At 70.0% G+C, this 19488-nt stretch carries 15 protein-coding genes and 2 pseudogenes; 4 read left to right on the forward strand and 13 right to left on the reverse strand.

Features of this window, described 5'->3' with window-relative positions:
- Positions 1-269 precede the first annotated feature (269 nt).
- From rlmB to ACFYP5_RS28585, 6 genes are all read right to left on the reverse strand, one after another.
- A complete protein-coding gene (gene rlmB, locus ACFYP5_RS28560; RefSeq protein WP_389041381.1) occupies positions 270-1226 on the reverse strand; it encodes a 23S rRNA (guanosine(2251)-2'-O)-methyltransferase RlmB in 957 nt (318 codons plus the stop codon).
- A gap of 81 nt (positions 1227-1307) precedes the next feature.
- Complete coding sequence (gene cysS, locus ACFYP5_RS28565; RefSeq protein ID WP_389041383.1) at positions 1308-2711, reverse strand: cysteine--tRNA ligase; 1404 nt, start codon at positions 2709-2711, stop codon at positions 1308-1310.
- A 91-nt stretch (positions 2712-2802) separates the two neighbouring features.
- A complete protein-coding gene (locus ACFYP5_RS28570) occupies positions 2803-3207 on the reverse strand; it encodes a PPOX class F420-dependent oxidoreductase (protein WP_389041385.1) in 405 nt (134 codons plus the stop codon).
- Positions 3208-3441: 234 nt separating this feature from the next.
- Positions 3442-3939 carry a 2-C-methyl-D-erythritol 2,4-cyclodiphosphate synthase gene (gene ispF / locus ACFYP5_RS28575; protein ID WP_389041387.1) on the reverse strand — a complete coding sequence of 166 codons (498 nt, stop codon included), beginning with the start codon at positions 3937-3939 and terminating at the stop codon, positions 3442-3444.
- On the reverse strand, positions 3929-4675 hold the full coding sequence (gene ispD / locus ACFYP5_RS28580; RefSeq protein WP_389041389.1) for a 2-C-methyl-D-erythritol 4-phosphate cytidylyltransferase: 747 nt from the start codon (positions 4673-4675) through the stop codon (positions 3929-3931). The genes ispF and ispD overlap by 11 nt, the downstream gene beginning before the upstream one ends.
- Before the next feature lie 296 nt (positions 4676-4971).
- The gene (locus ACFYP5_RS28585) at positions 4972-5454 is read right to left on the reverse strand and encodes a CarD family transcriptional regulator (protein WP_006380568.1); all 483 of its coding nucleotides are present in this window, start codon (positions 5452-5454) and stop codon (positions 4972-4974) included.
- A 597-nt stretch (positions 5455-6051) separates the two neighbouring features.
- Between ACFYP5_RS28585 and ACFYP5_RS28590 the strand changes: the two genes are divergently transcribed.
- Positions 6052-6765 (forward strand): DUF461 domain-containing protein, encoded by a 714-nt coding sequence (locus ACFYP5_RS28590; protein ID WP_389041391.1) that lies wholly within the window; start codon positions 6052-6054, stop codon positions 6763-6765.
- Between the two features lie 70 nt (positions 6766-6835).
- Here ACFYP5_RS28590 and ACFYP5_RS28595 read toward each other — a convergent pair whose 3' ends face one another.
- Together ACFYP5_RS28595 and ACFYP5_RS28600 are read right to left on the reverse strand one after the other, a co-directional pair.
- Positions 6836-7516: a response regulator transcription factor gene (locus ACFYP5_RS28595; RefSeq protein ID WP_030977814.1), complete on the reverse strand. Its 681-nt coding sequence runs from the start codon at positions 7514-7516 to the stop codon at positions 6836-6838.
- Positions 7513-8787, reverse strand: a complete 1275-nt coding sequence (locus ACFYP5_RS28600; protein WP_389041393.1) for a sensor histidine kinase — start codon at positions 8785-8787, stop codon at positions 7513-7515. Before ACFYP5_RS28600 ends, ACFYP5_RS28595 begins: the two co-directional genes overlap by 4 nt.
- Positions 8788-8982: 195 nt before the next feature.
- On the opposite strand from ACFYP5_RS28600, the gene phoU reads away from it, so the two are divergent.
- Positions 8983-9660, forward strand: a complete 678-nt coding sequence (gene phoU, locus ACFYP5_RS28605; RefSeq protein WP_389041395.1) for a phosphate signaling complex protein PhoU — start codon at positions 8983-8985, stop codon at positions 9658-9660.
- 601 nt (positions 9661-10261) lie between these two features.
- Here the strand turns inward: phoU and ACFYP5_RS28610 are convergent.
- Positions 10262-11572 carry an MDR family MFS transporter gene (locus tag ACFYP5_RS28610; protein ID WP_389041397.1) on the reverse strand — a complete coding sequence of 437 codons (1311 nt, stop codon included), beginning with the start codon at positions 11570-11572 and terminating at the stop codon, positions 10262-10264.
- A gap of 196 nt (positions 11573-11768) precedes the next feature.
- Between ACFYP5_RS28610 and ACFYP5_RS28615 the strand changes: the two genes are divergently transcribed.
- Positions 11769-12530, forward strand: a complete 762-nt coding sequence (locus ACFYP5_RS28615) for a phosphoglyceromutase (protein ID WP_313938480.1) — start codon at positions 11769-11771, stop codon at positions 12528-12530.
- Between the two features lie 86 nt (positions 12531-12616).
- Here ACFYP5_RS28615 and ACFYP5_RS28620 read toward each other — a convergent pair.
- Positions 12617-12870, reverse strand: a pseudogene (locus ACFYP5_RS28620) (site-specific integrase); the annotation flags it as partial.
- Here ACFYP5_RS28620 and ACFYP5_RS28625 point away from each other — a divergent pair.
- Positions 12865-13365: pseudogene (locus tag ACFYP5_RS28625) on the forward strand (site-specific integrase); the annotation flags it as partial. The pseudogenes ACFYP5_RS28620 and ACFYP5_RS28625 overlap by 6 nt on opposite strands.
- A 40-nt stretch (positions 13366-13405) precedes the next feature.
- Here ACFYP5_RS28625 and ACFYP5_RS28630 read toward each other — a convergent pair.
- From ACFYP5_RS28630 to ACFYP5_RS28640, 3 genes are all read right to left on the reverse strand, one after another.
- Complete coding sequence (locus tag ACFYP5_RS28630) at positions 13406-16630, reverse strand: FG-GAP repeat domain-containing protein (RefSeq protein ID WP_389041399.1); 3225 nt, start codon at positions 16628-16630, stop codon at positions 13406-13408.
- A 389-nt stretch (positions 16631-17019) separates the two neighbouring features.
- Entirely contained in the window at positions 17020-17964 is a 945-nt protein-coding gene (locus ACFYP5_RS28635) for a YcxB family protein (protein ID WP_389041401.1), read from the reverse strand.
- Between the two features lie 518 nt (positions 17965-18482).
- Entirely contained in the window at positions 18483-19466 is a 984-nt protein-coding gene (locus tag ACFYP5_RS28640) for a LuxR C-terminal-related transcriptional regulator (RefSeq protein WP_389041403.1), read from the reverse strand.
- Positions 19467-19488 lie beyond the last annotated feature (22 nt).

The following is a 19488-nucleotide window of genomic DNA, read 5'->3' on the forward strand; positions in this document are numbered from 1 at the left end:
GTCAACAGGTGGTGGCGGGTGCACACTCCGTCGGCCGACGTCCGACCGGGTGCATTTCCGTGGAGCGACTACTCGCGTTACTGCGGCGGGCGTAGGGGAATTGGCTCCGCCGCCCCGCGCCGAGGGGCATGTCCGACGGCGGCCACTGCCTGCGGTCCCCCGGCGCACCGGTTCGTGCCTGCGCGCCGACTCCGCCGACGGTGCCGCGCCGGCTGCCGGGAGGGTCCGCTGACCGGTCCGGTCGGCCCGGACCGGTCACCACCGGCGCGTCAGGCGCGGCGGCGTGCCGTCTCGTACAGCACGATGCCTGCCGCGACACCCGCGTTCAGCGACTCCGCGCCACCAGGCATCGGGATCCGTACCCGGTAGTCGCAGGTCTCGCCGACCAGGCGGCCCAGGCCCTTGCCCTCGCTGCCGATCACGATGACGACGGGGCCGCCGAGGGCCTCCAGGTCCTGCACGGTGTGCTCGCCGTCCGCGGCCAGGCCGACGACCGTGATGCCGGCCTTCTGGTAGCCCTCCAGGGCGCGGGTCAGGTTCGTCACCCGGGAGACCGGCGTACGGGCCGCCGTGCCCGCCGAGGACTTCCAGGCGCCTGCCGTCATCCCTGCCGCGCGGCGCTCCGGCACGACCACGCCGTGGCCGCCGAAGGCGGAGACGGAGCGGACGATCGCACCCAGGTTGCGCGGGTCGGTGACCCCGTCGAGCGCGACGATCAGCGGGTCCTCGCCGTTGTCGTACGCGGCGGCGGTGAGGTCCTCCGGGTGCGCGTACTCGTAGGGCGGGACCTGGAGGACGAGGCCCTGGTGGTTCAGGCCGTTCGTCATCCGGTCGAGCTCGGGGCGCGGCGCCTCCATCAGGTTGATGTTGCCGCGCTCGCCGGCGAGCTGGAGCGCCTCGCGGACCCGCTCGTCGTTGTCGATGTACTGCTGGACGTAGAGGGTGGTCGCCGGGACGCCGTCGCGCAGTGCCTCGTAGACCGGGTTACGGCCCACGACCATCTCGGACGTGCCCTTGGCGCCACCGCGTCGGGGCGCGGGGCGGCGGGCCGCGGCCTGCTTGGCCTGGGCGTTCGCCACCCGGTTCTTCTTGTGTCCCTTGCGGGCGGAGGCGGGCGGCGTCGGTCCCTTGCCTTCGAGACCACGGCGTCGCTGGCCACCGCTGCCGACCTGCATGCCCTTCTTGTTGGACGTGCGGCGGTTCCTGCGCTGGCTGTTCCCGGCCATGACCTACCTGTTTCGTTGCTTCAGACGTGCGTACGTAATGAAAGTGTGCCGCCCGGATCGCCGGGCGGCACACGGTGAGGACTACTGGCGCGGGCCGAGCGTCCATCGTGGGCCGGTCGGGCTGTCCTCGATGACGAGGCCCGACTGGTTGAGCTGGTCGCGGATCGCGTCGGCGGCGGGCCAGTCCTTGCGGTCGCGGGCAGCCTGACGCTGGTCCAGGACGAGGCGTACGAGCGTGTCGACGACCCCGTGCAGGTCCTCGCCGCGGTCGCCCTCGCCCGCCCAGTGCGGGTCGAGCGGGTCGAGGCCGAGGACGCCGAGCATGGCCCGTACCTCCGCGAGCCTTGCGACGGCCGCTTCCTTGTCGTCGGCGGCGAGAGCGGAGTTGCCCTGGCGCACGGTGGTGTGGACGATCGCGAGGGCCTGCGGGACACCCAGGTCGTCGTCCATCGCCTCGGCGAACGCGAGCGGCACCTCGGGGGCGGGCTCGACCTCACCGCCCGCCTTCTCGATGACGCGCTGGATGAAGCCCTCGATCCGGGCGAACGCGGACTCGGCCTCGCGCAGCGCCTCCTCGCTGTACTCGATCATCGACCGGTAGTGCGGGGTGCCGAGGTAGTAGCGCAGCACGATCGGACGCCATGCCTTGACCATCTCGCTGACCAGCACGGAGTTGCCGAGCGACTTCGACATCTTCTCGCCGGACATGGTGACCCAGCCGTTGTGCACCCAGTACTTCGCGAACTCGTCGCCGAAAGCCTTGGCCTGGGCGATCTCGTTCTCGTGGTGCGGGAAGATCAGGTCGATACCGCCGCCGTGGATGTCAAAGGCGCTGCCGAGGTACTTGTGCGCCATGGCGGAGCACTCCAGGTGCCAGCCGGGCCGGCCGCGGCCCCACGGCGTCTCCCAGCTGGGCTCGCCCGGCTTGGTCGCCTTCCACATCGCGAAGTCACGCTGGTCGCGCTTGCCGGTCTCGCCCTCGCCGGACGGCTGGCGCAGGTCGTCCAGGTCCTGGTTGGACAGCTCGAGATAGCCGGGGAACGACCGCACGTCGAAGTAGACGTTGCCGTCCGCCTCGTAGGCGTGGCCGCGCTCGATGAGGCCCCGCATCATCTCGATCATCTCGGTGATGTGGCCGGTCGCGCGCGGTTCGTAGGTGGGCGGGAGGCAGCCGAGCGCGTCGTAGCCGTCGTTGAACGCGCGCTCGTTCTCGTACCCGATCGACCACCAGGGGCGGCCCTGCTCGGCCGATTTGTTGATGATCTTGTCGTCGATGTCGGTGACGTTCCGGATGAACGTGACGTCGTAGCCGCGGTACTCGAACCAGCGGCGCATGATGTCGAAGTTCAGACCGGACCGGATGTGCCCGATGTGCGGGGCGGCCTGGACAGTCGCGCCACAGAGGTAGATCGAGACACAGCCCGCTGTGAGCGGGACGAAGTCACGGATCTGCCGGGCGCTGGTGTCGTACAGGCGAATAGTCACCCCTCAAGGGTAGTGGGCCCGCACCAGTGCCCCGCGACCCATTCGGGATCGCGAGGACAACTTGTGACAGGGACGATCCCCGAACGGGTCCTCAGATACGCCCGACGATCTTCTGCGGGGTGATCCGGACGACGACACGCTCGTCGTCGTCGCCGGAAGCGGGGTTGAACTCCGCGTACTTCTTCCCCGTGTACTTCACGGACAGTTCGTCGATGAGTGCGTCGCCGCCCTCCGTGGTGAGAGCCGCGACACCGCGGATCTCGGCGTAGGTGTACGGGGCGGCGAACGGCTGGACGACGACGGAGACGCGCGGATCGCGGCTCAGGTTCTGCTCCTTGCGGCGGCCGCGGGTCGTCGAGAAGAGGACGTCGTCGCCGTCCCTCTTCACCCAGACAGGGGACAACTGGGGGCTGCCGTCGGGCTGGATGGTGGCCACGGTCACGAAGACGGGGGTGTCGAGAAGCGACCTGAGCTCATCGGAGAGTTCGGCGGTCATGGCGTGCGTCCTCCAGGAGACGGGGTGCGTGCAGTGCTCCTACACGTACCCCGGCCGGGCGACGCCGCCCCGGCTTCCCGCACCGCCCACCCGGAAGGTGGCTGCCCCGTCCTCCGGCAGGGACCGGCGCACGTGACGGCTCGGTCCTCGTTGCCGGTTCCGAGGAGACACCCCGGAGGGGCGCCGGCAGCCGCCCGTCGGGCAGCGGCCGGCTGTGCCCGACCGGGTGCGCCGTCAGCCTGTCCGGTAGACCAGGGCCGTCGCGAGCCCCGCGAGCCCCTCCGCGCGCCCCGTGAAGCCGAGGCCGTCCGATGTGGCGGCCGACAGCGAGACGGGGGCGCCGACCGCAGCCGACAGCACCTTCTGCGCCTCGTCGCGCCGCTTGCCGATCTTCGGCCGTACGCCGATGACCTGGACCGCGACGTTCCCGATCTCGAACCCCTCGGCCCGGACGATCCGCGCCGCCTCGGCCAGCAGGGTGACGCCCGCGGCGCCCGACCACTCGGGGCGCCCCGTGCCGAAGTGCCGGCCCAGGTCACCGAGGCCGGCCGCGGAGAAGAGCGCGTTGCAGGCGGCGTGGGCGACGACGTCGGCGTCGGAGTGGCCGGCGAGACCGGGGCCCTCGCCCTCCCAGAGCAGTCCCGCGCACCACAGCTCGCGGCCCTCCTCGAAGGCGTGGATGTCCGTGCCGATGCCGACCTGCGGGATCACCGGTGCGTGCTCAGAACCCATCGTTCGCCCTCCTGCGCGCGAGAACCGCCTCGGCCAGCACCAGATCCAGCGGCCGGGTCACCTTGAACGCCTCTTCGTGCCCGGGTACGACGACGACGGGCGCCCCGAGCCGTTCGACCATGCCCGCGTCGTCGGTCGCGCCCTCGCCGTCGAGGGCGACCGTCGCGTGGGCGCGGACCAGGGTGTCCCGGTCGAAGCCCTGCGGGGTCTGTACGGCGCGCAGCCTGGCCCGCACAGGTGTGCCGAGCACCGGTTCCGGCTCGCCGGGCGCGCCGGGCTCGACCTCCTTGACGGTGTCGGCGAGCGGCAGTGCGGGTACGACGGCGGGCGCCCCGTCACGTACGGCCTCGATCACCGCGTCCACGGTGTCGACGGGCACCAGCGGGCGGGCCGCGTCGTGGACGAGGACGACGGAGATGTCCTCGGGCAGGGCGTCGAGGCCGAGCCCGACCGATTCCTGGCGGGTGTCCCCGCCCGGCACGACGACGTAGTCGGTGCGTTCGGGCAGGGCGTGTTCGTCCAGCAGGTTCTTGACCTCGGGCGCGCCGTCCGGCGGCGCGACCACGACCACGAGGGAGACGGACCGGGACGCCGCCATGGCCCGTACCGCATGGATGAGCATGGGCGTCCCGCTCAGCGCGCGGAGCGCCTTGGGGGCGCCCGGACCGAGCCGTACGCCGCGACCGGCCGCGGGAATCACCGCGGCGGTGCGGTACGGACGCGATTGATCAGACATCGGTTGCACTCCGAAGCATCAGCATGTTTGTTTCCACGGCCGACATGGGTATGGCCACAAGCGAGCCGGGCGCGATGCTTGACCTGACCGGGACCCTTTCCGTGATTCCCGGTCGGTGGGGCAGCCGCATCGGCCGCTCGGGGTCGGCTGTGCAAGATCGCAAGCAAGATATCGAAAGGTATCGATGGGCTGGTCCGGACCAATTCCGGACATGCCGCAGCGCCCGACGACACACCGTGAATACGGCTGGTCAGCGGGCACCGCGGCACATTTATTTACGACCGGTGCGATCCGGGTCAGGACGCGAGGACCTCGTCGAGCAGAGCCTCGGCCTTGTCTTCGTTCGTGTTCTCCGCGAGAGCGAGCTCGCTCACCAGGATCTGCCGCGCCTTGGCGAGCATGCGCTTCTCACCTGCGGAGAGTCCACGCTCGCGCTCACGACGCCACAGGTCGCGCACCACTTCGGCGACCTTGATGACATCGCCGGAGGCGAGCTTCTCGAGATTTGCCTTGTAGCGCCGGGACCAGTTCGTCGGCTCTTCGGCGTACGGCGCGCGCAGCACCTCGAAGACCCGGTCCAGCCCCTCCTGCCCGACTACGTCGCGCACACCCACGAACTCCGCATTGTCCGCCGGCACACGAACCGTCAAGTCGCCCTGGGCGACCTTGAGCACCAAGTAGGTCTTGTCCACGCCTTTGATCTGGCGAGTTTCGATAGCCTCGATCAGCGCGGCCCCGTGATGGGGATAGACCACGGTGTCGCCAACCTTGAACGTCATGTGACAGGTACCCCTTCCGTGGCTATCCAGAGTAACACGAGAACGGCTTCTCCTGAATGGCGTTTTCGCAGGTCAGGGCATATCTCGGGGCTTGACAACAGCAACACGAACGTGCTGCGGAAGACTCCCTGGAGACGGTATTCGCAGGTCGGAGGCGCTGTACGGGCGAGGCGAAACGCGCGCGTTACGCATCCTCGAACCCGCTCGGAAGTGGTTGAACGTCCCGGTTTGCCGGATTCCAGATGGCGGACTTTCCCTACTCCGTTCGGAGATCGATCACCCGTACGGACCTAAGTACCGATGGCCAATGAAATTGATCACCGCTCGGCCGCTGCGGAGATTATGTGCAAGGAATGCGTCAAGGCTCGGAGAATTGATCAAGCCCGTTATGTGAACGGCGCGCAAATCGCGAGGCGGGGGCCGGTGCGGGGACCGGGTGAGGGCTCCGGTGGTGATGCCCGGGGCGGTAGGGGCGGGTCGGGTGCGGGGCGGGGACGGCGGCTCGGTAACCTAAGGCCGCTGACACACCCTTAGGGCGGCTTTACGTCGCTCGCCCCTCCGTCCGTGAAGTCGTACGTTCAAGGAGTTGCCGCAGCCGTGAGCCGCAGCCTTCGACGCGGCGCCCTTGCCGCCGCCGCCATCGTGATCTCGATCGGTGCACTTTCCGCGTGTGGTGCCGGCAATGACGCGCAAACGCTCGAGATCAAGCCGGACAACGCTGCCACCACCCTCGGTGACATCAGGATCCAGAACGCGAACGTCATCACCCAGCCGGAGCACGGCGCCGAGGGGCCGGCGGTCATCGCGGCGACGGTGTTCAACAACGGCACCAAGCGCCAGACGCTCGACGCCATCACCCTGCCGGGCTCCGACGTCTCGGTGCAGCTGCACGCCGCCGAGGGCGGGGGACCGGTCGTCGTCCCGGCCGGCGGCTGGGTCGTCCTGGGCGGCAAGGGCAACGCGTCCGCCGTGATCGAGAACAGCCGCGAGGCCGCGCAGAACGGCAACGTCCAGGCGGTCGTCTTCAAGTTCAGCGAGACCGGTGACGTACCGCTCGGCGCGTTCGTCGTCCCGGCCACCAGCTTCTTCAAGGGCTTCGGCCCGAGCTCGCTGCCGTCGGCGCCGGCGCAGACGCCGTCCGCCTCGCCGTCCGCCTCGCCGTCCGAGTCCGGGACCCCGGGCGCGCCGTCCGAGGAGACCGGCGCCGCCGGCAGCGAGAACGACAACGCCGCGGGCAGCGAGAACCAGGACGAGACCACCCCGACCGACGCGGCCTCCGCGTCGGTGTCGACGGACACGTCGAACGGCTGACGTGACGCACGTATGACGCAGGCGCCCCCGGATCCGGGGGCGCCTGCGTCATACGTGCGTGGTGGCCGGTTTACGGCTCGAACTTGTACCCCAGGCCGCGCACCGTGACCAGGAAGCGCGGGGCTCCCGGGTCCGGCTCGATCTTGGCGCGCAGGCGCTTGACGTGGACGTCGAGGGTCTTGGTGTCGCCCACGTAGTCCGCGCCCCAGACGCGGTCGATCAGCTGCATCCGGGTGAGCACCCGGCCCGCGTTGCGCAGCAGCATCTCCAGCAGGTCGAACTCCTTGAGCGGGAGGTCGACCTTGCCGCCGGAGACCGTGACGACGTGACGGTCCACGTCCATCCGGACCGGACCCGCCTCCAGGGCCGCCGGCGTGACCTCCTCCGGCTCGCCGCGACGGCGCAGCACCGCGCGGATGCGCGCGACGAGCTCCCGCGAGGAGAACGGCTTGGTCACGTAGTCGTCGGCTCCTATTTCCAGGCCGACGACCTTGTCGATCTCGCTGTCCTTGGCCGTGACCATGATCACGGGGACGTTGGACCTGCTGCGCAGCTGGCGGCAGACCTCGGTACCGGGCAGGCCCGGCAGCATCAGGTCGAGGAGGACGAGGTCGGCGCCGTTGCGCTCGAACTCGTCGAGCCCGTCCGGGCCGGTGGCCGCGATGGCGACCTCGAAGCCTTCCTTACGAAGCATGTAGGACAGAGCGTCGCTGAAGGATTCCTCATCCTCGACGACAAGCACTCGGGTCACGGAAGGACCTCCGGGGCAGGAAATGTTTCAAGGGTGTCGGGGTTGGCGGTCCGGTAGGTCCCGTCGTCACCGTTGACGATGAGCGGTCCGCCGGTTGCACGGTCTCGGTCCCGTACGGAACCCGCTTCGGGCAGCCGCAGGGTGAAGGTGGAGCCCTGGCCCTCCGAACTCCACACGGTGACCTCCCCGCCGTGCGAGGCGGCCACATGCTTGACGATGGCGAGGCCGAGACCGGTGCCACCGGTGGCCCGTGAGCGGGCCGGGTCGACGCGGTAGAAGCGTTCGAAGACCCGCTCGCGGTCCTTCTCCGAGATGCCGATGCCCTGGTCGGTCACGGCGATCTCGATCTGGTCCCCACCCGGTACGGCCAGGCGCCTCGCGGCGATGCCGACGCGGGTGCGAGCGGGGCTGTAGTTGACGGCGTTCTCGACGAGATTGCCGAGTGCCGCTGCGAGCTGGCCGCGGTTGCCCCAGATGCGGAGCTCCGCGGTGCCGCCGGCGGCCATGGTGATCTGTTTCGTTCCGGCCTGCTGGCGGCAGCGGTCGATGGCCTCGGCGACCAGTTCGTCCACCCGGACCGGCTCGGCGTCCTCCAGCGGGTCGTCGTTCTGTACCCGGGAGAGGTCGATCAGTTCCTGTACGAGGTTGGTCAGCCGGGTGGCCTCGATCTGCATCCTGCCGGCGAACCGCTCCACCGCCTCCGGGTCGTCGGAGGCGTCCATGACGGCCTCGGAGAGCAGCGAGAGCGCACCGACCGGGGTCTTGAGCTCATGGCTGACGTTGGCGACGAAGTCACGCCGTACCGCTTCGATACGGCGTGCCTCGGTGAGGTCCTCGACCAGCAGGAGCACCAGCCGGGAGCCCAGCGGGGCGACCCGGGCGGAGACCGCGAGGGCCTCGCCGCGGCCCGTACCGCGCCTCGGCAGGTCCAGTTCGACCTGCCGTATCTCACCGTCCCGGCGGGTGTCCCTGGCCATGTGCAGCATCGGCTCGACGGCCAGCCGGCCGCCCCTGACCAGGCCCAGCGCATACGCGGCGGAGCTGGCCTTGACGACACTGTCGCTCTCGTCGAGCACGACCGCGGAGGAGGAGAGCACGGAGAGGACCGTGTCGACTCCGGGGGGCAGTGCCCCGTTGCTGTCGGGCCGCAGAGACGTGCGCGTCGGTTTCTTCTGGTCGCGCTCGCTCCAGCGGAACGCCAGCATGGCGATCACACCGGTACACAACCCGGCGATCGCTGCAGCTGCGGCGACCGCCGCGTTCACGTCCATACCTAAAGGTTAAGCGGGTGCCGACCCACTCTCCCAGCCGTCCGAGTGCTTACTCGAACACTCGTCGCCCAGAGTTCACCGAGGGGCAAGGGTTGGTTCACTTGGTCGGCCGGATCCGGACGCGTACGCCACGCAGGGTGAGACCGTGGGGTTCAGACCTGGCCCCGGCCTTAGTGAGGACTGGAGAGGACTTCCATGCGTGACGCTTACCACGAGGAACTCGACTCGATCGGCGAAGGGCTCGTCGAGATGGCGCGGCTCGTCGGGTCGGCGATCGGGCGGGCGACGACGTCCATGCTCGACGCCGATCTCAAGCTCGCCGAGAGCGTGATCGCTGCCGACCAGAAGGTCGACGACCTCCAGCACGACCTGGAGGCACGGGCGATCGCCCTGCTCGCACGCCAGCAGCCCGTGGCGACCGACCTGCGGATCGTGGTCACCTCGCTGCGGATGAGCGCCGATCTGGAGCGCGCGGGCGACCTCGCCCAGCACGTCGCCAAGCTGACCCGGCTGCGCTTCCCGGAGTCGGCGGTACCGAACGACCTGCACGCCACCATCCTGGAGATGGGGCAGCTGGCGCAGCGGCTGATGGCCAAGGCCGCCGAGGTGATCATTACGAAGGATGTCGACCTGGCGCTCCAGCTGGAGCAGGACGACGACGAGATGGACCTGCTGCACCGCACGCTGTTCCAGCACCTGATGGACGACCGCTGGAAGCACGGCATCGAGACCGCCGTCGACGTCACGCTGCTCGGCCGCTACTACGAGCGTTTCGCCGACCACGCGGTGTCGGTCGCCAAGCGGGTCGTCTACCTGGTGACGGGCGAGCACGCCGATGACCTGCAGACGTCGACCCCGGTGGAGGGCGCGTAGCGAAGACCGGGCGGCTTCTGCGCTAGTGCGCCGTCGGTGCGCCGTTCACGTGCGGGCCTGTTTGGGCATGCAATGGGGTGGGGCGGTACGCCGACGTCGTACGCCCCGGTCGTGCGTCGTCGTCAGTCGTACGGCCCTGTCGTACGCCTGGATGTACGTCCTTGAGGAGGAACGATGGATGACTCCCCCACGACCGACCCACAGCAGGAGACACCCGCTGAAGTGGTCCATCTGACGGTGCTCGGTGCCTGTGGCTGCGGCTCGGGCTGCGGGTGCGGCTGCCAGTCGGGCGCCCCGTGCCAGTGCGGCGGCTGACCGAGGCCGACCGGACGCAAGCGTGCAGACGGCGCCCCGCGCGGATCACTCTCCGCGCGGGGCGCCGGTCGCATGCCCTTTCAGGCGGTGCGGGTTCACGCGGTGACGGGCTCCGGGGAGCGGCGGATACGGGCCGCCGCGTGGCCGACGGCACCGATCAGCAGCAGGGCAACCGGGGCGAAGCGGCACCGGCACCGGCCGGCGGGACGCAGCGCGCGAGCCGGCCGCAACCGCATGGCGGACGCGTCGGGGATCGGGCACACCCTCGCCCGCTCCCCGACGCCGTTCAGACGGCCGGCTCCACCACGCCCTGCGGCGCGCCCGAGGCCGCGTCCGGCCCGGCCTCCGCAGCCGTCGCCGCCACCACGCCGGTCACCTTCTCCTCCGGCGAAAGCCCACGCATGAGCATCCAGTACCCGAGCGCCGCCACGGTCCCCAGCACCCCGCACATCCCCCACAGCCACTTCGCCCCGTAGTGGTCGATCACCAGACCGGACATCAGCGGAGCGACCAGCGCCGCCGCCGACCACGACAGCGTGTACATGCCCTGGTAGCGGCCCCGGCCGTGGGCCGGGGAGAGACGGACGACCAGGTTGCTCTGGACCGGTGCGTTGATGATCTCGCCGATCGTCCAGACACAGATCGTCAGCGCGTACACGGCGACCGATCCGGCGAACGCGGTCAGCCCGAATCCGTACCCCGCCAGCAGCGACGACACGATCAGCAGCCGGCGCGGGTCGCGGTGCTGGATGAAGCGGCCGACCGGGATCTGGAGCGCCACGATCATCACACCGTTGACGGCGATCGCGGTGCCGAAGTCGGAGCTGGAGAGCCCGTCCGTACCCATCGCGACCGGCAGCCCCACGTACCCCTGCTGGAAGATCAGAGCCACCACGAACGACAGCCCGACGACGCTCATGAACCGGCCGTCGCGCAGCACGGTGGAGAGCCGGACGGCAGGCTCGGCCGGCAGCGTGCCGCCGACCGCCACGGGCGCCTTCTGCGGCCGGGACTCCGGCACCTTCAGGAAGACGACGACCGCGCAGAACAGCGTCATCGCGGCCTCGACCATGAACCCGGCGAGATAGCTGTACTCGGCGATGAACCCGGCCCCGGCGGAGGAGATCGCGAAGCCGAGGTTGACCGCCCAGTAGTTCAAGGAGAAGGCACGCACCCGGTCCTCGGGGCGGACGATGTCGGCCATCATCGCCTGCACTGCGGGCCGCGAGGCGTTGCTGGCCATACCGACGACAAAGGCGACGGCGGCGATCGCGACCGGATGGACCATGAAGCCGAGCACGGCCACCGACACGGCGGTCGAACTCTGCGCGATCAGCATGGTGGGCCGGCGTCCGAGCCGGTCGGTCATCACCCCGGCACCGAGCGAGGAGATGACCCCGCCCAGTCCGTGCAGCGCGGCGACCAGACCCGCGTACGAGGCGGAGTAGCCGCGGTCCAGGGTCAGATAGAGCGCCATGAACGTGGCGACGAACGCCCCGAGCCGGTTGACCAGGGTGCTGGTCCACAGCCACCAGAACTCTCTGGGGAGACCGGAGACGGTCTCGTGTGCGGCCCGTCTGAGACCGGCGACAGACATACGGGTTCCCCCCGGGGACGTACGGAACGGATGCGATCGGTAAGTGTCCCGACCGCACTCCGAACGTTACGAAGCAGAGGTTCCCGACCGCCACTCGATTGACGCCCGCCGTCAATCGTCCCTGGCCGCCCCCTTGCGCTGTCCGCCCTGTGACCGGTTGAGCGAAGGCGCCGAGGCTTCGATTACGCTCGGGCCCATGGCCGACGCACCGTACAAGCTGATCCTCCTCCGCCACGGCGAGAGCGAATGGAACGCGAAGAACCTGTTCACCGGTTGGGTGGACGTCAACCTCACCGAGAAGGGCGAGAAGGAGGCAGTCCGCGGCGGTGAGCTGCTCAAGGACGCCGGTCTGCTCCCCGATGTCCTGCACACCTCCCTCCAGAAGCGCGCCATCCGCACCGCCCAGCTCGCGCTGGAGGCCGCGGACCGCCACTGGATCCCGGTCCACCGCTCCTGGCGTCTGAACGAGCGCCACTACGGCGCCCTCCAGGGCAAGGACAAGGCGCAGACGCTCGCCGAGTTCGGCCAGGAGCAGTTCATGCTCTGGCGCCGCTCGTACGACACCCCGCCGCCCGCCCTCGAGGACGGCACCGAGTTCTCGCAGAGCGACGACCCGCGCTACGCCACGATCCCGAGCGAGCTGCGCCCGCGGACCGAGTGCCTCAAGGACGTCGTCGAGCGCATGCTGCCGTACTGGTACGACGCCATCGTCCCGGACCTGCTGACCGGCCGCACGGTCCTGGTCGCCGCCCACGGCAACAGCCTCCGCGGCCTGGTCAAGCACCTCGACGGCATCTCGGACGCCGACATCACGGGCCTGAACATCCCGACCGGCATCCCGCTCGCCTACGAACTGGACGCCGACTTCCGCCCCCTGAAGCCGGGCGGCACGTACCTCGACCCGGACGCGGCAGCGGCCGCCATCGAGGCCGTGAAGAACCAGGGCAAGAAGAAGTAGCTTTTGTGATCATGCCCCTGAGCTGCGCAGACGGCGCGACTCGGGGGCATTTTCACGGCCTGGGCCCTCTTTGGGCCCAGGCCCCCGGGTCCTGCGCGCCGGAGCGCTCGCCCGAGAGCCTTCCGGGCCCGTTCCCGGCTGCTCGGCGTGAGGTGCGCGTACACCTTGAGCGTCAGCCCCGGATCGGAGTTGCCCGCGGTACTCAGCGAGGGCCTTGATGCTCTCTCCGGGCGTCCAGTAGGACGGACGCGTAGAAGTGACGCAGGGCGTGCATGCCGTGCTCGCGGGCGGCGGCGTGCTCGCGGCTCTTGGCCTTGAGGATGACGCCCACCTTCGCGACTTCCCCGACGGGCAGAAACGCCAGGCCGAACAGCGGCTGAGTGCCACGCAGGCAGACATAGCCCGCGGCCACTTCATCGACCCGCGCGCGTCCCGTGCGACGTTCCAGGAGTTCGCAGAGAAGTGGCTCGCGAGCCAGAGCGGCGACCCGAACACCCGAGCATCGATGGAGTCTCAGCTCAGGTTGCACGCCTTCCCGCGTATCGGCTCGCGTCAGCTCGGGTCGTTCCAGCCGGGCCACATCCGGGAGTTCGTGACGCAGCTCGAAGCGTCCGGCATGTCCGGCGCGTACGCACGCGTCATCTTCTCCAACGTCCGCGCTGTGCTCTCCGCTGCCGCGGAGGACGGATGCCTGCGCCGGAACACTTGCAACTCGCGCACGGTGACCCCGCCGGCCATGGGCGCGCGGCGCGTCGTTCCCTGGGAGCCTGAGCGGGTCTTCGCGGTGCGCGCCGCCATGGTCGAGCGCTTCCGGCCCATGCTCGACGTGGGGGCGGCTTGACCTGCAGCGACGACTTTCCGAGCCCCACAGGTTGCTAGGAGAGGGCCTTGTACCCGCCCCAGCCGGTGGCGATCTGGGTACGGGACCCGAACGACCCCTTCCCGTCACCGTAGTTGCGGTACAGCTTGCCCGCGCTGTCCCGGACGACGATGTCCGCCTTGCCGTCACGGTTGAGGTCGCCGACACCGACGACGGCGTTGTACGTGCCGCCCCAGTTGCCGAACACCTTGGCGCGGGCGCCGAACGTGCCCTTGCCGGTGCCGTTGTAGCGGTACAGGGTGTTCGAGGTGTCCTGGACGACCAGGTCGCCGATGCCGTCACCGTTGAGGTCACCGGTGCCGACGATCTTCTTGTAGCCCTTCCAGCTGTCGTACAGCTTCACGCGCGCGGACAGCTTGCCCGTGCTGGTGCCCTTGTACAGGTACACCGCGCCGGTCGAGGCGTTGCGCGCAATCAGGTCGGGCCGGCCGTCACCGCTGACGTCACCCGGAGAGGTCAGCACGTCGTACTGGGTCCAGCCGCTGGTCGCCAGCGTGGTGTACGACGTCGTCGGCTTGAGCGCCGCGCCGCAGCCCGGCTTGTACAGGCGCAGGGCCCCGCTGCTGTAGCGCACCAGGACGTCGTTGCACCGGTCCCCGCTCAGGTCGCCGAACGGGACCGCCTTGACGCTGGTCGCCCAGCCGCTGCCGCTGACCTTGCTCGAGAACGTCCCCGTGCCCGTGCCCCTCTGGAAGGTCAGGGCGCCCGAGGAGTTGAGGGTCAGCAGGTCGCCAGTGCCGTCCGGGCCGTCGGGGCTGCCGAAGTCGTGCCGTACCGGTGCCCCGTTGTTGAGGAAGCCGCTGCCGGTTGCCACGGTGGTGGCGGTGGACGTGTTCAGGCCCGTCGCCTTCAGGGTCCAGGTGAACCGGCCATTGGGGAAGCGGGCCCCGCTCGCGGTCTTGCCGTTCCAGCCCGCCGAGACCCGGGCGGCGCTCGCACCGCCGGTGACCGAGCGGCTCGCCTTTCCGGTCTCGCCGCTCTCCACCGAGGTGAAGGTGAGCGACCAGGAGCCGACAGGGCGGGACAGCAGCCACGAACCCGTCCAGGAGTCGGCGGTGGAAGGCGCGGCGTAGCTGTCGGCGCTCGAGTCGAACGCGGTCAGGGTGGACGGGGTCATGCCGGTGGTGGCGACGTGCGTCTGCTCGAACGCGTCGAACCAGGCGACCAGGCCCGTGTATTCGTCGACCGTCCAGCGGTAGCGGCGGTCTGCGGCCAGGCCGGTGTCCGGGACCTTAGCGGCGACCACGCGGGTGGCGCCGGTGGCCGCGTCGGTGAGGACCAGCTCGTCGGCGGCGTGGTCGTGGCGGACGGTGAAGCCGTCGCCGAGCAGCACGTCACCGGGGGCCACGGCGGCGGACGTGCCGGCCTTGGTGTCGTACACGCCCGCTGAGGCCGTGCCGCAGGCCCAGTACAGCCAGCGGCCCGCCGCCTGCAGCTCGGTCGGCACACAGCCGGCGCCGGGGACCGTGACCGTGGTGAGGGTCTTGTCCGTGGTGAGGCTGTAGGAGCTGACCTGGCCGGCGGTGGCGGTGGCGCTCCACAGGACGGGCCCGTTCAGGGCCGCGGCGCGGACCGAGCGCTTCAGCTTCTGACCGTAGCCGAAGTGGCCCACGTACTGCATCGGGGCGGAGCCGCCCGAGTTGTAGACCGCGTAGTCGTCGGACACGTCGACGATCGCGCCCTTCTCGGTGCCGAACTCAAGGTCGGGAACGCCCGAGCCGTCGCCGACGCGGGCCACCCGGTCCGCGTCCGACAGGCCCGATCCGCCCTCGTCGGCGTCGTAAAACGTCTCGAGGTAGGCGTCCCGGGGGGCGGTGACCTTGTTGCCCCACATCGCCGAGCAGGAGGTGCCCGGGTACGGGCACACGGCCGAGACCTTGTCGCCGGCCGTGGCGTCGGACGCGGTGAGCGTGGTGCTGCCGTTCGTCGTCAGTGTGCGCACGGACGTGGCGTCCATAGTGCTGCTGACGGCGGGGTCGCGCTCCGCCACGCGCAGGCTGCCTCGGCTGAGCGCGAGGCCCGTCTTGGGGTTCTCGTACGGCGGCACCTTGGCCACCTTCTCCAGCCGCGGGGTGCCGTCGGCGCCCTGGACGACGCGCTGCACCCACCAGTCGGTGGTGCTCGTGCCGCCGGTGACGAGGGCGGAGCCGTCGGGGGCGGCGACGGGGTCGCCGTACGAGCGGGTCAGCAGGGTCTTCGTGGTGCCGTCGGTCAGCGAGACGGCCGTGACGGGTCCGCGGTCCGCCACCAGGACGAGCCAGTTCCCCACGACCACAGGGGAGCCGGCCGTGCCGTTGCCCGCCACCGGGACCGTCTCCTCGGCGGCGAGGTCCGCGCGGGACCGGAGGTGCAGGCCCGCGGCCGGGGTGTACCAGCCGATCCGGTCACCGGAGAGGGAGAGTGACAGCCCGCTCCCGGCGCCGGAGAAGACCTGGGTGAGCTCCGCGGTGGCGAAGTCGAGGTAGTGGATGTCGAAGGTCGCGGCGCCGGTCGAGTCGGCGGCGCCCGGGTACGCGAGCAGCGCGCCCTTGGCGTCTCCGGTGCGCACGGAGGTGACGCCCGTCTTCCAGACCTTGTCGGCCGGGCCTCCGGTCACCACGCGGGTGCGCTGCTTGCCGTCGACGTAGTCCAGCAGTTCCAGCCCGGTGCCGGGCCGGGGCGAGCCGTCGACGCTGGTGTTCTGCTCGGCCGCCACGACCGTCCCGCCGTACGTGCCGACGTAGTCCAGCCGCGGCATGTCCAGCGTGCGCAGCGTGCCGCCGTCCGCTCCGCCGGGCGTCCACAGCGAGACGGGTTCGGTGTACGACCGGTGCGGGAGCGCGACGGTGTCGGAGCCCTGTCCGAACGTGCCCGAGGGGCAGGTGGCGCTGATGTCGTAGCAGCTGGTGGTGGTCGGCTGGTACGGCTGGCCCGCACCGGCGTTGCCGGGCGGGGTGGTGACGGTGGTGGTGCCGCCGTCCTCGTAGTTCGTCCAGAGCAGCCCGGCTCCACCGGCCTGCCGGTGCAGGAAGCCGGTCTCGCCGGCCGCGAGCACGCGGTCCGAACGCGTCGTTTCCGTGCGCGGGTCCTGAAGGAGAATCTCCGTCGTTCCCGCTGTCTGTGCGGTGGCCGCGCGGGCCGGCTCGCCGCCCCCCGAGACCACGGTGACGGCCGCGACGGCGACCGAGAGTGCGGAGACGGCGACGGTCAGACCGCCCCGTCCCAGGGCATGTCTGCCCACGTGAGAGTCCCTCCCTGCGAGGGCCCCTGCCCCGCCCAAGTGAGCGGACTTTACCAGCCTCTTGCCATTCTCTTACCGGGAGCCTGAGTGTTCACGTCCTCGGCCCCAGGCCCCCGGCGGCTGCCGGGCGGCCGTCACTCAGGAGACTCCTCGTCGGGCGACTCGCCCTCCTCCATCAGCCGCGAGCAGGCTCTCGCCGACGGGATCCGCGCCTTCATCCATTGCCGGCCTCACACCGAGTTGGGGGTGCTCGGGTAGCCAGGCAGCAACGCAGGCGGGAAACCGTCATTGTGCGCGCGGTAGAACTTTCCCTACTTCATCGAGCTCTTCGGCACCTGCGGCGACTGCGCCGCAGGTGCCGAAGAGGAGTGAGCCCCGGGCCCGCCCGCTCAGAAGTCGTAGCAGGCGTAGTCGCCGTCGGGGCCCTGGGTGATCCGGTCTGAGCCCCAGCAGTGCAGCATCGGCCCGATGCGGTAGAGGGCGGCGCCGCCGACCAGCAGCACGGCTGCGGCGAGCACGGCGGTCACGATCCGCATCACCTTCATCCGCCGTACGGCCCACCATCCGCCGACGACGGCAGGCACCCCCAGGATCAGGGCGATGGCAGAGACCGGCGCGTTGTTGTGCTGGAGCCCGGGGAAGGCATCTGGGTCCGCGGACTTCTGGACGGCGGCGTAGGCGAAGAAGAACAGGACCAGCCCGAGGAGCAGCAGCCCGACGACGCCCGCTCCGCGCCGGACGGCCCGGCCCCGGCTCGGCGTCCTATCGGCGTCCGGCGCCGCAGCGGCATCCGAGCGTACGAGGTGCCGATCGAGGATCGCCCGCAGCCGGCCCGCGTCCTCCGGGCTGCTCAGGCCGCGCTTGGGCAGGACGACGACGCCGACGGCGGACTTGTCGGCGCTGAGCAGCACGAACAGCTCCGGGGTCTCGGCATAGCGCGGGTACAGGTGCCAGTCGAGAGTGCCCGAGCTGTGGGCGGTGGTGAGGCGGATCCCGGTCTCGTCGACGACGACGCGGAAATCGCCCTGCCGCTCGCTGAGCCGGTGGAGCTGGCGGGCCTGCAGCCGCGGCACGGCGGTCATGAAGGCAACGAACGCCAGCGCCAGGTACAGCTGCCACGGTGTGTCACGGTGGCCGTCTCCGAGCGTCGAGAGCAGGAATCCGACGGCCGTGACCACCAGCGTGAAGATCCGCAGTTGGCGCCGGAAAAGGCCCGCCCTGGTGGTCTTCGCCCGGGTGCGGATCGCTGCCGCGAGGTCGTCAACGGTGTGCCGGTAGGCCAGCTCCACCGGTCTCTCCGCGACGGCGTCCGTCGCTTCCCGGCCATCGGCCATGTCCCCTCCCCGGTTCGTTGATCAACCGGAGCGTAGCGCCGGGGAGGGACGGGACCTGCTCGGGGTCAGGAGCGGAGGGTTGCGGCTGGTGTCTGGGCTAGGCCGTTTCCTTCGGGTCTTGCCGAGGCACCGGAGGCAGCGCCCCAGAGATTCGTCGCAGGGGTGGTGCTCGTAAGTTGAACCCAGGGGTGGTGCTCGTAAGTTGAACCTCAGATACGACACGTCGCGCGGTGCGGGTGGCGGGATGAAGGGTGGGACATGCGCGGGAGAGACGCGGTGGCGGCACTTGCCGAACTCATGCCGGTGGCCCACGGGGTGGACGAGCGGTTCGACTGGAGGCAGCGACGAGATCCTGCTGCCGCACACCGGGAGGGTTCCTGGTCGCTGCCCGTACCAGCGGCGGCGGCACACGTTCGAGGGGCGGTCTCCGTGAGACCGCCCCTGACCACCCACCAGCCAACTACATCCCGGCCGCCCAGCGAAATCCGCAGGTCAGGCAGCGAAATCCTGCTGGAGTACTAGAGCCAGCCGAGTCGTACAGCCTTCACTCCGGCTTCGAAGCGGCTTCGAGCACCGAGCCGCTCCATCAAGGTGGTGGCGATGCGGCGGGCAGTCCGGTGTGAGACACCAAGGCGCTTGGCGATGGCCTCATCCGTGTGTCCCTCGGCGAGCAGCTTCAGCGTCGTGGACTCCGTGTCGGTCAGGTCGTGCTTATCGCGAGGTGCGGTTGCCCCCAGTGGAGTTGCGCTCGCCCACACGCTCTCGAAGAGCGCGCAGAGGGCGATCAGGGTTCCGTGGCCGCTGAGCACGACAGCCGCTGCAGCGGTGTCGTCTCCGTTGACCGGAATAACAGCGGCAGCCCGGTCCATGATGATCATTCGAGTGGGCAGGGTAGCGACGGTTCGCGCTTCTCGGCCCAGCGAGGTAAGCCACTCCGCGTACTCCACGATGGGCGGGCAGTTGCGAACACTGTCCAGATAGATGGTCCGCATCCGCACACCCCGCCGAAGCAGCGCCTCGTCGCGCGGCCGAGCCTGCTCGAGTCCCGCAACAATGTGCTCGCTCTGGGGCGAGAAGATCATTACTTCCTCGCGCACTTCGCGCTCGAGCAGGTTCAGCCGGTCGCGGATGTGGTTGAGGCCGACCAGGTGCTCAACGCCTGGATGTGCTGCAGACGGTCTGAGGTCCGCGCACTCTGCGATGAGCCGGGCCGCGGCAGCCCGGGAGGCTTCGATGCGTTGCTGCTGCGCAGCCAGCTCGGCCTGCTGGCGAGCCAGCAGTATCTCCATGCCGATTTCGGGGCTGACCGCTCTGATCTGTCCGGGCTCTTCCTGCGAGGGCCTGACCAAAGCTAGTTCGCTCAGACGGTCGAGGCCGCCACGGACTGATTCCTCAGGCATGCCGAGTCGCTCGCACAGTGCGGCGACGCCCTCGGCCGGATACGTGAGCATGGCCCGATAAAGGGTTTCTGTCTCCTGGTCGAGTCCAAGCGTGGTCAGCAAGAGGCCCCCCTCAAGGTGTGGA

It is taken from the genome of Streptomyces sp. NPDC005262 (assembly GCF_042872425.1).
Lineage (GTDB): Bacteria > Actinomycetota > Actinomycetes > Streptomycetales > Streptomycetaceae > Streptomyces.